Origin of the sequence: Streptomyces sp. GDS52 (assembly GCF_052246875.1) — a bacterium.
Taxonomy (GTDB): Bacteria; Actinomycetota; Actinomycetes; order Streptomycetales; family Streptomycetaceae; genus Streptomyces; species Streptomyces cathayae.
Genome location: NZ_CM125966.1, coordinates 3,588,590 through 3,601,381, shown reverse-complemented (window position 1 = coordinate 3,601,381; position 12,792 = coordinate 3,588,590). Strand labels below are relative to the sequence as shown.

General features: G+C 69.6%; 9 protein-coding genes and 1 tRNA gene. 3 read left to right on the top strand and 7 right to left on the bottom strand.

Annotated features, from left to right (window positions below):
• Positions 1 to 13 precede the first annotated feature (13 nt).
• From ACTWJ9_RS16345 to ACTWJ9_RS16325, 5 genes are all read right to left on the bottom strand, one after another.
• Positions 14 to 1,483 (bottom strand): peptidoglycan D,D-transpeptidase FtsI family protein, encoded by a 1,470-nt coding sequence (locus ACTWJ9_RS16345; protein ID WP_387038057.1) that lies wholly within the window; start codon positions 1,481 to 1,483, stop codon positions 14 to 16.
• Positions 1,480 to 2,916 (bottom strand): FtsW/RodA/SpoVE family cell cycle protein, encoded by a 1,437-nt coding sequence (locus tag ACTWJ9_RS16340; RefSeq protein WP_279334965.1) that lies wholly within the window; start codon positions 2,914 to 2,916, stop codon positions 1,480 to 1,482. Before ACTWJ9_RS16340 ends, ACTWJ9_RS16345 begins: the two co-directional genes overlap by 4 nt.
• Before the next feature lie 27 nt (positions 2,917 to 2,943).
• Entirely contained in the window at positions 2,944 to 4,485 is a 1,542-nt protein-coding gene (locus ACTWJ9_RS16335; RefSeq protein WP_279337986.1) for a Stp1/IreP family PP2C-type Ser/Thr phosphatase, read from the bottom strand.
• Between the two features lie 141 nt (positions 4,486 to 4,626).
• Positions 4,627 to 5,139: an FHA domain-containing protein FhaB/FipA gene (locus ACTWJ9_RS16330; RefSeq protein ID WP_443294369.1), complete on the bottom strand. Its 513-nt coding sequence runs from the start codon at positions 5,137 to 5,139 to the stop codon at positions 4,627 to 4,629.
• Between the two features lie 10 nt (positions 5,140 to 5,149).
• Positions 5,150 to 5,995 (bottom strand): FhaA domain-containing protein, encoded by an 846-nt coding sequence (locus tag ACTWJ9_RS16325; RefSeq protein ID WP_387038060.1) that lies wholly within the window; start codon positions 5,993 to 5,995, stop codon positions 5,150 to 5,152.
• A gap of 616 nt (positions 5,996 to 6,611) precedes the next feature.
• Between ACTWJ9_RS16325 and ACTWJ9_RS16320 the strand changes: the two genes are divergently transcribed.
• A tRNA-Leu gene (locus ACTWJ9_RS16320) sits at positions 6,612 to 6,695 on the top strand.
• An 848-nt stretch (positions 6,696 to 7,543) separates the two neighbouring features.
• Positions 7,544 to 9,610: a hypothetical protein gene (locus ACTWJ9_RS16315; RefSeq protein WP_387037300.1), complete on the top strand. Its 2,067-nt coding sequence runs from the start codon at positions 7,544 to 7,546 to the stop codon at positions 9,608 to 9,610.
• 282 nt (positions 9,611 to 9,892) lie between these two features.
• Here the strand turns inward: ACTWJ9_RS16315 and ACTWJ9_RS16310 are convergent, their stop codons facing one another.
• Both ACTWJ9_RS16310 and ACTWJ9_RS16305 read right to left on the bottom strand, forming a co-directional pair.
• Positions 9,893 to 10,816 (bottom strand): NAD-dependent epimerase/dehydratase family protein, encoded by a 924-nt coding sequence (locus ACTWJ9_RS16310; protein WP_387037297.1) that lies wholly within the window; start codon positions 10,814 to 10,816, stop codon positions 9,893 to 9,895.
• 11 nt (positions 10,817 to 10,827) lie between these two features.
• The gene (locus ACTWJ9_RS16305) at positions 10,828 to 11,811 is read right to left on the bottom strand and encodes a ScbA/BarX family gamma-butyrolactone biosynthesis protein (protein WP_387037295.1); all 984 of its coding nucleotides are present in this window, start codon (positions 11,809 to 11,811) and stop codon (positions 10,828 to 10,830) included.
• 262 nt (positions 11,812 to 12,073) lie between these two features.
• Between ACTWJ9_RS16305 and ACTWJ9_RS16300 the strand changes: the two genes are divergently transcribed.
• A complete protein-coding gene (locus tag ACTWJ9_RS16300) occupies positions 12,074 to 12,739 on the top strand; it encodes a ScbR family autoregulator-binding transcription factor (RefSeq protein ID WP_279334959.1) in 666 nt (221 codons plus the stop codon).
• Positions 12,740 to 12,792 lie beyond the last annotated feature (53 nt).

The window sequence follows — 12,792 nt, the reverse complement described above, 5'->3', positions numbered from 1 at the left end:
GTGACCGGGGTCACTACCTGCCCTTGACGACCGCCTCCATCACGCTCTTCGCGATCGGGGCCGCGAGACCACCGCCGGAGATGTCGCCGCGTACGGCGTCGTCGTCCTCGATGATCACGGCTACGGCCACCGGTGAGCTGCCGTCCTCGCCCTTGGCGTAGGAGATGAACCACGCGTAGGGGTTCTCGCTGTTGTCCACGCCGTGCTGGGCGGTACCCGTCTTGCCGCCGACGGTGACGCCGTCGATCTTCGCGTTGCTGCCGGTGCCCTCGGAGACGACGGTCTCCATCATCGACTGGAGTATCTGCGCGTTCTCCGCCGACATCGGCTCGCTCAGCTGCTCCGGGTCCGTCTTCTCGATGGTGTCGAGGCTCGGGGCCTGGAGTTCGTCGACCATGTACGGCTTCATCAGGGTGCCGTTGTTGGCAATGGCGGCGGTGACCATGGCCATCTGCAGCGGGGTGGTGGCGGTGTTGAACTGGCCGATGGAGGAAAGCGCGGTCTGCGACTCGTTCATGTCGTCGGAGAAGACCGAGGCGCTGGAGCGGACCGGGACGAACTGTTCCTCGGTGAAGCCGAACTTCTTGGCGTACTCGAGCATCGTGTCATTGCCGAGGTCCGCGCCGATCTTGCCGAAGACGGTATTGCAGGAGACCCGGAGCGCCTCGCGCAGGGTGGCGTCCTCGCAGGGGATGTCGCCGTCGTTCGGCAGCGCGGTCGTGGTGCCGGGCATGATCCACGGCAGGGGCGTGTCGGTCTTCTCGTCCGCGCTCTTGTACAGCCCCTCCTCCAGGGCGGCGGCGGCGGTGAGGACCTTGAAGGTGGAGCCGGGCGGGTAGACCTCACGCAGCGCCCGGTTCAGCATCGGGTCGGCGGGGTTCTCCTTCTTCTGCAGCTTCTTCCACGCCTCGGCGTCCTTGTCGCTGCCGCCGGCGATCACGGACGGGTCGTACGAGGGGAAGGAGGCGAGCGCGAGGATCTTGCCGGTGGAGGGTTCGAGGGCGACGACCGAGCCCTTGCCGCCCTGCTTCTTCAGGCCCTCGTAAGCGGCCTTCTGCGCGTCGGCGTTGAGGGTGGTGACGACATTGCCGCCCTCCTTGTTCTTGCCCGTCAGCATGTCGAGCGTGTTGCGGAAGAACAGGCGGTCGTCGTTTCCGGTCAGGATGCCGTCCTCGATGGACTCCAGCTGGTTGGCGCCGAAGGCCTGCGAGACGAAGCCGGTGACCGGCGCCCACATGGCGCCGTCCTTGTAGGTGCGTTTGTACTTGAATTCGCCCTTGGTGGTGGTGTGTCCGGTGATCGGCTCGCCGTTGACGATGATGTTGCCGCGCGGTGACGCGTACCGCTCGATGGCGACCCGGCGGTTGTTCTTGTCGGTCCTCAGCTCGTCGGCCTTGACGTACTGCAGCCAGTTGTCGCGGAGGAGGAGGGTGAGGATGAGGAGGCCGCAGAAGATCGCGATTCGGCGCAGGGGCTTGTTCACGGGCGGACCACCTGGGTCATCTCGATGTCGGGGTTGGTGGCGGGCGCGGGGGCCGGGCGGCGGGCGGTGTCGCTGATTCTGAGCAGGATGCCGATCAGTGCCCAGTTGGCGATGACGGACGAACCGCCGTACGCCAGGAAGGGCATCGTCATGCCGGTCAGCGGGATCAGGCCCATGACGCCGCCGGCGACGACGAAGACCTGGAGGGCGAAGGCACCGGACAGGCCGATGGCGAGCAGCTTGCCGAAGGGGTCGCGGGCGGCGAGGGCGGTGCGCACGCCGCGTTCCACGATCAGCGCGTAGAGCAGCAGCAGCGCCATGGTGCCGGCCAGGCCCAGTTCCTCGCCGAAGGTGGCGAGGATGAAGTCGGAGTTGGCGGCGAACCGGATGAGGTCGGAGTGGCCCTGGCCCCAGCCGGTGCCGAGGGTGCCGCCGGAGCCGAAGGCCCACAGTGCCTGCATGGCCTGCTCGGAGTGGCCCCCCTGGCCTGCCCGGCTGAGCGTGTACTCCTTCATCGGGTCGAGCCAGGCCTGGACGCGCTGCTGGACGTGCGGTTCGAAGCTGGCCACGCCGACGGCGCCGGCGCCGGACATCAGCAGACCGAAGACGATCCAGCTGGTCCGCTCGGTGGCGACGTACAGCATGATCACGAACATGCCGAAGAAGAGCAGTGAGGTGCCGAGGTCGGTCTCGAAGACCAGGATGAGGATCGAGATCGCCCAGACGACGAGGATCGGGCCGAGGTCGCGTCCGCGGGGCAGGTAGAGGCCCATGAAGCGGCGACTGGCCAGGGCGAGCGCGTCGCGCTTCACCATCAGGTAGCCGGCGAAGAAGATCGCCAGGACGATCTTGGCGAACTCACCGGGCTGGATGCTGAAGCTGCCGATCTGGATCCAGATCTTGGCGCCGTAGATGTTCCGGCCGAGGCCGGGCACCAGCGGCAGCAGCAGCAGGACCAGTGCGCCGAGCATGGAGATGTAGGTGTAGCGCTGCAGGACGCGGTGGTCCTTGAGGAAGATCAGCACGGCGACGAACAGTGCGATGCCCAGGGCGGTGTAGAGCAGCTGCCGGGGGGCGGCGGTGCCCGCCTGGTAGATCTGCTGCAGCAGTTCCGACTGGTCCAGCCGCCAGATGGCGACGAGCCCGAGTCCGTTGAGCAGGGTGGCCAGCGGCAGCATCAGCGGGTCCGCGTACGGCGCGAACTTCCGTACGACGATGTGGCCGATGCCCGCCAGCAGACCGAGGCCGAGGCCGTAGCTCAGCAGGCCGGTCGGGACCTCGCCGTTGAGAGCCAGTCCGACGTTGGCGTAGGCGAAGACCGGGATGACGACGGCGAACGCCAGCAGCGCGAGCTCGGTGTTGCGCCGGCTCGGCGCCCCGATCGCGCCGATCGTGGACGTGTGCTGCGCCGATGGGTTGGTAGTACTGCTCATCGTGTGACAGGGCCTCTCACGGCTTGCCTACTGCTTACCGCACAGCGAGACGACCTTCTGCTCTTCCTCCGAGAGGCTGGGGCCGGGGCTGGGAGTAGGTGCGGTCGTGGACTGGGGCGTGGACTTCTGCGGAGCCTCGGTCGAACCCGAGGGGTTCGGCGTCGGCGTGTTGGACGTGAAGGAGGCGGGTGTGGTTCCCGTGGTGCCTCCGGCCTCGCCCTCGCCGGTCTTCGCGTTGCTCTTGCTCTCGGCGGTGCGTCGCTCGGCCTCCTTCCGGCATGCGGAAGCCTGTACCGCGAGTTCGTCGATCTTCGACCGGGCGCCGTGCAGGTCGCCCTCGGCGATGGTCGCCTCGACCAGCTTCCGCTGGTAGGGCGGCAGGTACTTGAGTTCGATCTCGGGGTGGTCCTTCTCGACCTTCGACAGCGAGACCCAGGCCAGGTCCTGGTTGATGCCCTGGTAGAGCGCGACGTGCTCGCCGTTGGTGCCGACGTAGTACTGGGTCTGCGTCCAGCGCCAGCCGCCGTACACGCTGCCGCCGAGGACGGCGAGGGTGAGCAGGCTGAAGAAGGAGCGCTTGATCCACTTCCGGCTCTTGCGGGGCTTGACGAAGTCGTTCTCGTCGTAGTCGAAGCCGTCGGTCTGGATGAAGCCGGTGACGTCGCCGCTGCCGGGCGGGCCGAACTCGCCCCCGCCGCCGCCCTGGCCGCGCCTGCGGCCGAGACCGGCGGCGCGGCCTGCCGGGGTCTGCATGGCGCTGCTGTCGTGCGGCTGGTTCTGGTTCTCGGCGACGGCGCCGACCACGACCGGGGTGTCGGACAGCTGGCCGGCCAGGGTGTCACCGGTGTCGAGGTCGAGGACGTCGGCGACGATCACGGTGATGTTGTCCGGGCCGCCGCCGCGCAGCGCCAGCTCGATCAGGGTCTGCACGGTGTCCTCGGGGCCCTGGTAGCCCGCCAGGGCCTCTTCCAGGGTCTGGTGGGAGACCACGCCGGACAGGCCGTCGGAGCAGATCAGGTACCGGTCACCGGCCCGGACCTCGCGGATGGAGAGGTCGGGTTCGACGTGCTCGCCGCTGCCGAGGGCCCGCATGAGCAGGGACCGCTGCGGGTGGGTGGTCGCCTCCTCCTCGGTGATCCGGCCCTCGTCCACCAGCCGCTGCACCCAGGTGTGGTCCTGGGTGATCTGGGTGAGGACGCCGTCGCGCAGGAGGTAGGCCCGGGAGTCGCCGACGTGCACCATGCCGAGGCGCTGGCCGGTCCACAGCAGGGCGGTCAGGGTGGTGCCCATGCCCTCGAGCTGGGGGTCCTCCTCGACCATCATGCGCAGCTGGTCGTTGGCGCGCTGCACTGCCGTGCCGAGGGAGGTGAGCAGGTCGGAGCCGGGAACGTCGTCGTCGAGCGCGACGATGGTGGAGATGGCCTCGGAGGAGGCGACCTCGCCGGCCGCGGCGCCGCCCATGCCGTCGGCGATGGCGAGCAGGCGGGGACCGGCGTAACCGGAGTCCTCGTTGCCCTCCCGGATCATCCCCTTGTGTGATCCGGCGGCGAAGCGCAGGGACAGGCTCATGCGCACCTCGCCCGTCGGCTCCGGGTACAGCCGGTCGTGTCGAGCCACACTGCCCACCCTCCGGTCGGGAGCGCGCCGGGGTCTTGGGTCGGGACCCCCACCGCGTGCTCGCTCCGCTCGCGTTCTGTCATTGGTGTAGCACTACTTCCGCAGCTCGATGACGGTCTTGCCGATGCGGATCGGCGCACCCGGTCCAATCGGTGTGGGTGTCGTGAGCCGGGACCGGTCCAGGTACGTGCCGTTCGTGGAGCCCAGGTCCTCGACGATCCACTGGCCGTCGCGGTCCGGGTAGATCCTGGCATGGCGGCTGGAGGCGTAGTCGTCGTCCAGCACGATCGTGCTGTCGTGCGCCCGGCCCAGCGTGATGGTCTGGCCCTGGAGCGCGACGGTGGTGCCGGTGAGGGTGCCCTCGGTCACGACCAGCTTGGTGGGGGCGTTGCGGCCGCGGCGGCCGCCCCCGGACTGCTGGCGCTGCGGCGGCGGTGCGGCCTGCCGGGCGCTCTGGTGCGGCCGGGTGGCCTCCCGGCGTGCGCCGCGCTGGGTGACCCGCGTGCCGAAGAGGTCACTGCGGATGACCTGCACGGCCACGATCACGAACAGCCACAGTACGGCCAGGAAACCCAGCCGCATGACCGTGAGGGTCAGCTCTGACATTGCCCCCGCTTCACCCTTCGGCTTGCCGGTAAATGATGGTGGTGCTGCCCACGACGATCCGCGAGCCGTCGCGGAGCGTAGCGCGGGTGGTGTGCTGTCCGTCCACCACGATGCCGTTGGTGGACCCGAGGTCCTGGATCGTCGAGGGTGTTCCGGTCCGGATCTCGCAGTGCCGGCGGGAGACGCCGGGGTCGTCGATCCGTACGTCGGCCTCGGTGCTGCGGCCCAGTACCAGCGTCGCGTCGGAGATCTGGTGGCGGTTGCCGTTGATCTCGACCCAGTAGCGGGTGCGGCCGGCGGACGGGGGCGCTGCGGGGGGCCGCTGGCCGCCTGCGGCAGGCGGGTATCCGTAACCGCCGGGCGGCGGCGCGGCCGGCATGGGCGGGGCTCCCGCGGGAGCGGCAGGCGGGTATCCGTAGCCGCCGGGGCGGCCGGCGGGCGGGGAGCCCGGGCCGGGGCCGGTGGGGCCCGCCTGGCTGCTGGAGGAGGCGAGCGTACGGCTGCGCACCCGGTACAGGCCGGTGTCGAGGTCCTCGGCCTTCTCCAGGTGCACCTTGATGGGGCCCATGAAGGTGTAGCGCTGCTGCTTGGCGTAGTCGCGCACCATGCCGGCGAGTTCGTCGCCGAGCTGCCCGGAGTACGGGCTGAGCCGCTCGTAGTCGGGGGTGCTCAGTTCGACGATGAAGTCGTTGGGGACGACGGTGCGGTCGCGGTTCCAGATGGTCGCGTTGTTGTCGCACTCCCGCTGGAGTGCTCCCGCGATCTCCACGGGCTGCACCTCGGACTTGAACACCTTGGCAAAGGTGCCGTTGACCAGGCCTTCGAGCCGTTGCTCGAATTTCTTCAGGACTCCCATGGGGCACCTCCTCCGTCGTCGCCGTCCTGTGTACTGCCCTGTCCACCGGGTCTACTGCCCGGTGCGCCGATCCGCGCACCGTCTACCTGGTACTGCTTACTGATCGTATCCACGCCCCGGTCGATCGGCTGGTTCCCCCTGCCTGCCCGGCCGACCGGTGTCGATGCCTGACGGAGTTCTCTCGGGGTTCCCTCCGGGAGGCATCTTCGAACTCCTTCGGCCGTGTTCGTGCGAGCCGCCCTGCCATGGATCGTAGAGGGGGTTGTGGACCAGTGTCCCGTACGCGGCTGTGCACTCCGCCCGGCACCTGGGGAGACGAGGGCTACCGGTACGAGGTTGATACGTGAAGTGGTTCTCGTGGAGGGGGCGGGGACACATCCAAGCGCATCCGTGCCCGTACGTGCCCGTCGGCACCTGTCCGTGCGTGCGGGCGGGCGTGTCCGGGACGGGGCGCCGTTTCTGTTCGAGGTGTGACGTCCCCGTGCGGCGATGCCGCCCGGGCGGGTGGGGTCCGGGGCGAGGGAAAGGGATGTGAATCCACCTCGATCAGCGTGCTAATGTTCTGGTGTCGGAAGGCGCCGAACCACTACGGGGCGGGGCTGAGGACACACCCAATGCGCGGGTGGCGGAATAGGCAGACGCGCTGGATTCAGGTTCCAGTGCCCGCAAGGGCGTGGGGGTTCAACTCCCCCCTCGCGCACATCGAGAAAACGACGGAACGGGTCGCTGCGAGTGACGAAAGTCACCGCAGGGGCCCGTTTCTCGTTTGCTGAGGGCGGTGCGGTGATGCACGGCCTGGCTGAAGCGCGCAGGGGCCCCGCCCGTGAGGTATCTCACGGGCGGGGCCCCTGCTTCGTCTGCCCGTGGTTCGTCGGTGTCCGCCCTGTTCGCGGTCGCGTCCTCGTTCGCTCTTCACGGCTTGCGGGCTCGCGCCTGGAAGCCACCCCCGGAGACCGGTCTGCCGGTTCGTCAGAGCTAAGGTGCGCTGAACCGGCCGGTTCGTGACTACTCCAGATACGGCTGGATCTTTTCGGTCGGTTTCGTGAACGTGCCGGTGGGCCGGCCCACCCGGATTCCGTCGGCAGGGGGTCAGAGTTCAGACGTCGCCGAGACGCACCGATCCTGCTGAGACGCATCGCACCGCCCTCCTGATCGGCCCGCCCGACCGGGGAGGTCGCCGGCGGCACGGTCCGGGGATCGCCCGGTGCCGGTGGGCGGAGTGCGGCGGGCTTCCGCGGGCCGCCGGGGTGCAGTGGTCTCCGAGTCCGTCATGGATGCAGATCCGGTCTCTGCCGAAGAGAGGCCCGGGCCCGGTGGGTCGTTCTCCCTCGTGTCCGCGCACAGGCGGTGGACACGAGGGCGTACGCCTGAGGGCCGAGCGGGCGTCGAGCGGGCCCTGAATCAGGTGCGTCGAGGCCGCCCGATTCGCACGCCGAGAAAGTTACCTCTCGTTACACAACCATTCACCCCATCTACATGTCGAACACATGTATTACCCAACTCTCGGCCGGCTTCCGAGCCGCATCCTGGAAGGGACATCGAGCAACCATGCTCCAACCGCTGCGTGCCGCGCTGCGCATACATACATGGGGCGGATTTGCGCTGGCGCTTCTGCTCGGGGCGAGCTATGCGGCGCTACCGTTGTTCGCTCTGCTCCCCCATCTGTGGGGGTTCATCGCCGCGTCAGCCGTCAGCTATGTCGTGGATGCGCGGCTGCACCGCGTCGAGCCCGCCTTCATCCGCCGGCTGGCCGCGCTCAGGGTCGACCGGGTCACCCGATTCCTGGCCCGTGACGTGCTGCTTCTCATGCTGGCGGTACGCATGGAGGCGCCCGAGCCCGTGCTGGCCGCCGGGCTGTTCGTCCTGGGCGCCCAGTTCGGGATGCTCGTGCTCTACACCGCGCTGCACCGCGTCATCCGCCGGGAGCGGGCGCTGCCGGTCGCCGTGCGCAACATGGACATGGGCGACGCGGGTATCCCCAAGGCTCCGCCGGCCATGCTGTTCCGCCGTTACCTGCGCCGGATGCTCCACCTCGACCTGCCGATGCACGCGGGGCTGCTCGCCGGTCTGGCGACCGCCGGCTGGACCTTCACCAAGGCCGGATACGCGGTGAGTCTCGGTCTGTCCGCTCTCCTGCTGCTGGCCCTGGCCGCCCAGGTGCGAAGGGCCCGCCGGACGCCGGAGCGGGAGGAGATCATCGCCACACTCAACCGGCAGCTGGCCGACTACCGGCCGGAGGTGGCCCTGTACTTCAGCTTCGCCGCGGTTTCCCGGGACTTCATGTACCAGGTCAACATGTGGATCGAAACCCTGGAGAACCTCGACCGCCGCCCGCTGATCATCCTGCGGGAACGTGCCTCCTTCGCCTACCTCAGCCGCACCCGTCTCCCGGTCGTGTGCGTGCCCAGGGCCGACGACCTGGCCCAGCTCGAACTGCCCGACCTGAAGGTGGTGCTGTACCCGGGCAACGCGGGCAAGAACGTCCACATGCTGCGCGTCGCCGAGGCCAAGCACGTCTTCATCGGCCACGGCGACAGCGACAAGCTCGCCAGCAGCAACCGGGTCAGCAAGGTGTACGACGAGATCTGGGTGGCCGGACGCGCGGGCCGCGACCGCTACCAGCGGATCCGGCACGCCATCGACGACGCCGCGATCGTGGAGGTCGGCCGTCCTCAGCTGGCTCCGATCCGACTGCACACCGAGCACGTACCCGGTCCGCTGCCCACCGTGCTGTACGCGCCGACCTGGGAAGGCTGGAGCGACGACGACTGCCACACCTCCCTGATCCCCATGGGGACGGAACTGGTCAGGGCCCTGCTCGACGAGGGCGTACGGGTGCTGTACAAACCGCATCCGCTGACCGGCAGGCGCTCCGAGGAAGCCGCGGCCGCCGACCAGGCCATCCGGGAGATGCTCGACGCCGACAACCACCGACGCCAGTCCGCCGACGCCCTGCCCGACTCCGCCGTCGATCCGGAGTCGCGGATGCAGGAGATCAGGGAGCGGCTCGACGAGCTCGCCGGCCGCAACCGAATAGGCGACGACGCCCAGCAGACGCGCGACGCGCGGATGCCGGAGCACACCGGCTCCGACGAGTGGCACGCACTGGAAGCCGAATGGCACCGCCTCTTCTGGAGCCGCACCGGCCCCTCCCGCCACCAGGTGATCACCGGTCAGCTGCCCACCCTGTACGAGTGCTTCAACCAGGCGGACATCCTCATCAGCGACGTCTCATCGGTCGTCGCCGACTTCGTCGCAAGCCTCAAGCCGTATGTCCTGACCAACGCCAATGATCTGCTCGACGAGGAATTCCGCGCCGCCTACACCACCGCGGGCGGGGCCTATCTCCTCGACCGGGCCTGCACCCGACTGCCGGAGATCCTGCGGTCGGTGCGAGAGCCGCGTCATGACCCGATGGCACTCGACCGGCACACGCTCAAGGAGTACGTCCTCGGTCCCGACCAGCCCACCTCGATGGAGCGGTTCAACACCGCCGTCAACACCCTCGCCGAGACGGCCCTCCTCCATCAGCAGGAGCAGGAACCGAGCGGCACGCTGTTGGTACCGGCCCTCGACGCGGACCGAGCCGGCCTGAGCCGACCTGAGCCGAGCTGACAGGCAGGGTGATCGGCGGCTGGTCCACTGTGGCCAGGCGGACCGCTGCGGCGAGGAGGCCGTGGCGGTCCTGCTGTCACGCCCGCTGACGGATCTCGGCGAGTACGACCGGGTGCGGGCGGAGTGGGTGCGGGCGGAGTGGGTGCGGTCCAGGGGGTGTGATGAGCATCTCATCGCGTTCCGGGTAGGGATTCGAGCTTCTGCTCCAGGGGGTAAACCGACGAATTGGTTTGTTCCTGGGGGTGGATGGGCGCAAGCGCGGGCCGGTGTGCGGGGAGTCGGTCAGGGAGTGTCGAGGAACGACCGGTACCAAGAGGCCGCACGGGGGAAGGTGTGGGCGAAGGCGTCGCCCGGGGAGCAGTCCAGGGTGCTCCAGAAGGAGTCGTCCCTGAACCAGTGGTCGACGGTGAGCATGCCGAGGTGGTGCAGGGCGCGCGGTGAGTCGGCGGCTCGCGCGTAGGCGGTCGTGACGTCCACCGAAGCGCCCTCGGCGGGCTGTTCCACATGCGCGCACACGGCCCCGAGCAGCTCGGACGCGGAGACGGGGGCCGGGTGGTTGACGTAGTGGACCCCGGGCTCGAGGGCCGGGGAGAGTGCCGCGGCGACGGCGGCGCGGCCCAGCGTGTCCACGTCGATCATCGAGTGCAGGGCTTCGCAGTCCGTCACGGTCGCCGACAACTCCCGCAGGAGTCCGACCAGTCCGGGCACCACCCAGCGGTCGCCCTCGCCGTACACCAGGTGGGGGCGCAGCACCAGGCCGCCCGCGTCCAGGACGTGCCGCTCGGCGGCGGCACGGGCGCGGCTGGTGGCGGAGGCGGGGACGACGGGGGCCTCGCCCGGCCGTACGCCGTGGAAGGGGCCCCGGCCGTGGACGGCGGCGGTGCTCACGTAGAGGATGCGGCGCACCCCGCCGCGTACCGCCTCCTCCACCAGGGCTTTCGTGCCCCGGTCGTTGACCGCCGCGAGCGATTCCGGGTCGCCGCTCACGCGTGAGGCGCAGTGGACGAGTACGTCGATGCCGGTGCAACTGCCGTACAGGGAAGCGGGATCGGCGAGGTCGCCGGGTACGGTCTCGGCTTCGGCCTCGGTGGGTGTGTGAAGGGCGTGGCGGGACAGCAGACGGACGTGGGTGTCCGGGTGCCGGTGTGCGGCCGCCGCGACCCGGCTGCCGATGAAGCCGGTGCCGCCCGTGATCAGAAGGTTCACTGTTTTCGGCGTCACAGCGGCGAACGTACCGGGGCGTGGTCAGGGGTGCGGCCGTGAGGTGCCGAGGTGAGGGTGGCGGTGAAGACGGGCTTGTCGTTCTGCCGGCCGGAGATCTGTACGGTCACCTCGCCGTGCTCGGTGGCGTCAGCGGTGTCGGTGTCGGCCTTGTCGAGGACTTCGGCTTCGAGCAGGCAGGGGCTGTCCAGTTCGGCGTAGCGGCTGAAGGAGGCGGCCATGTCGGTCGGCAGGAAGGGCCGTCCGCCGGATGCCGCGGTCGCGGCCTGGCGGGCCGCCTCGAACAGGACCATGCCGGGGACGTGGTCGTTGGGCCGGGGGAAGAGCACGGGGTGGCCGGTGTCGGCCCGCAGGAGCCAGGTGCCGGGGCGGTCGGCGGGGGCGAGGACGACGTCCTCCGCGCGGTCGCGGCCGACCAGTTCGGGGGCCACGGGGGGTGGCAGGGGTATCGCGCTGTCCATGGCGTCCAGTTGCCGGGCCCGCAGGCGCCGGTAGGCGGCCGGTGAGGTGCAGCCGGTGCTGCCGGTGCCCCGGGCGACGAGCCGTCCCGCGCGGCGGAACTCCATGGTCGTCCGCATGCTGCTCAGTCCACGCCCCCGGCGGCGCACCTCGGAGCAGACGACGTCGATGGTGACCGGCTCGGCGGCGTCCACGAGTAACAGCCCGGAGGGGTCCGCGGTGACCGACAGGTCCCACATGACGAAGTGGGTGTCGAGTGGGGCGCCGAACTCGGCGTGGGCGAGAGCCATCGAGGTCTGGCGCAGGGTCTCGCCGATGATCATCGGGTCCTGGTGACGATCGTCGGCGGGGCCGAAGAAGGAGTGGTCGGCGGGCCAGTGCGCGGTGACGCGGAAAGCGAGGTCGGAGAGGCGTGTCCAGTCCGTGGGGAAGACGTCCGCCGCGCGGGTGCGGTGCGCGAGTCGCTCGGTGACCCGGGTGGCGCCGGGGCCGGTGCGGGCACCGGCAGCCTGTCCGGCCACGTTTGCGGGCCCGCCCCCCTGTCCGGTCTGATCCTCCGTGGATGTACTTGAAGGACCTGACTGCGGCATGGGAACCCCCCGAGTGGACGGCCTGGATCCGGTCGACTTTCGCACTAAGATACGGACGAGCCGGTTTTTTTCAAGGGTGATCCATACCGTTGGAGACGAGCCCACGCGCCCGCACGGCATCACGATCACGCATGGCGCCCGCGCGGCGACTTCACGGCGATCCACGAGATGCACGGAGATCAGGAGGCACCCGATGGCGCGACAGGAGCGCGCGATCCGCACACGGCGGACCATTCTGGACGCGGCCGCGGCCGTCTTCGACGAACGCGGCTACACCTCCGCGACCATCGGGGAGATCCTGGACCGGGCCGGGGTGACCAAGGGTGCCCTGTACTTCCACTTCGGCTCCAAGGAGGAGCTCGCGCTCGGCATCTTCGAGGAGCAGCTGGCGGTCACCCTGCCGCCCCAGGCGAGCAAGCTCCAGGAACTCGTCGACTCCGGTCTGGTGCTGGCCCTGCGGCTGCGGACCGATCCGCTGGTGCGGGCCAGTGTCGGACTTGCCCTGGATCAGGGGGCGTTGGGGCTGGACCGGACCCCGGCGTTCCGTATGTGGATCGACCAGACCATCCGGACCCTGGCCGAGGCGAAGGCCGGGGGCGAACTGCTGCCGCACGTCGAAGTGACGGAGACGGCTGAGCTGTTGGTCGCGAGTTACTCGGGGGTGCAGCTCCTCTCGCAGCTGCGCTGCCAGCGGCAGGATCTGGAGCACCGGGTCGTCGTGCTGTTCCAGCACATGCTGCCGGGCATCGCGGTTCCGGCGGTGCTGGCCCGGCTGGACATCTCGGCGGACCGCGCCCAGCGGGCCCTCGCGGAGGGACGGCTGGAACCGGTGGGGGGAGATGTCGCCGAGGCGGGGTAGGTGGGGTAGGCGGAGTGGGCGGGTGTGGGCACGGGGGTGGATGTCGGTGTGGG

Excerpts from the sequence above, each read along its gene's own strand:
- ACTWJ9_RS16300 (WP_279334959.1), top strand. The coding sequence starts at position 12,074 with ATGGCGCGACAGGAGCGCGCGATCCGCACACGGCGGACCATTCTGGAC.
- ACTWJ9_RS16340 (WP_279334965.1), bottom strand. The coding sequence starts at position 2,916 with ATGAGCAGTACTACCAACCCATCGGCGCAGCACACGTCCACGATCGGC.
- ACTWJ9_RS16315 (WP_387037300.1), top strand. The coding sequence starts at position 7,544 with ATGCTCCAACCGCTGCGTGCCGCGCTGCGCATACATACATGGGGCGGA.
- ACTWJ9_RS16330 (WP_443294369.1), bottom strand. The coding sequence starts at position 5,139 with ATGTCAGAGCTGACCCTCACGGTCATGCGGCTGGGTTTCCTGGCCGTA.
- ACTWJ9_RS16325 (WP_387038060.1), bottom strand. The coding sequence starts at position 5,995 with ATGGGAGTCCTGAAGAAATTCGAGCAACGGCTCGAAGGCCTGGTCAAC.
- ACTWJ9_RS16335 (WP_279337986.1), bottom strand. The coding sequence starts at position 4,485 with ATGAGCCTGTCCCTGCGCTTCGCCGCCGGATCACACAAGGGGATGATC.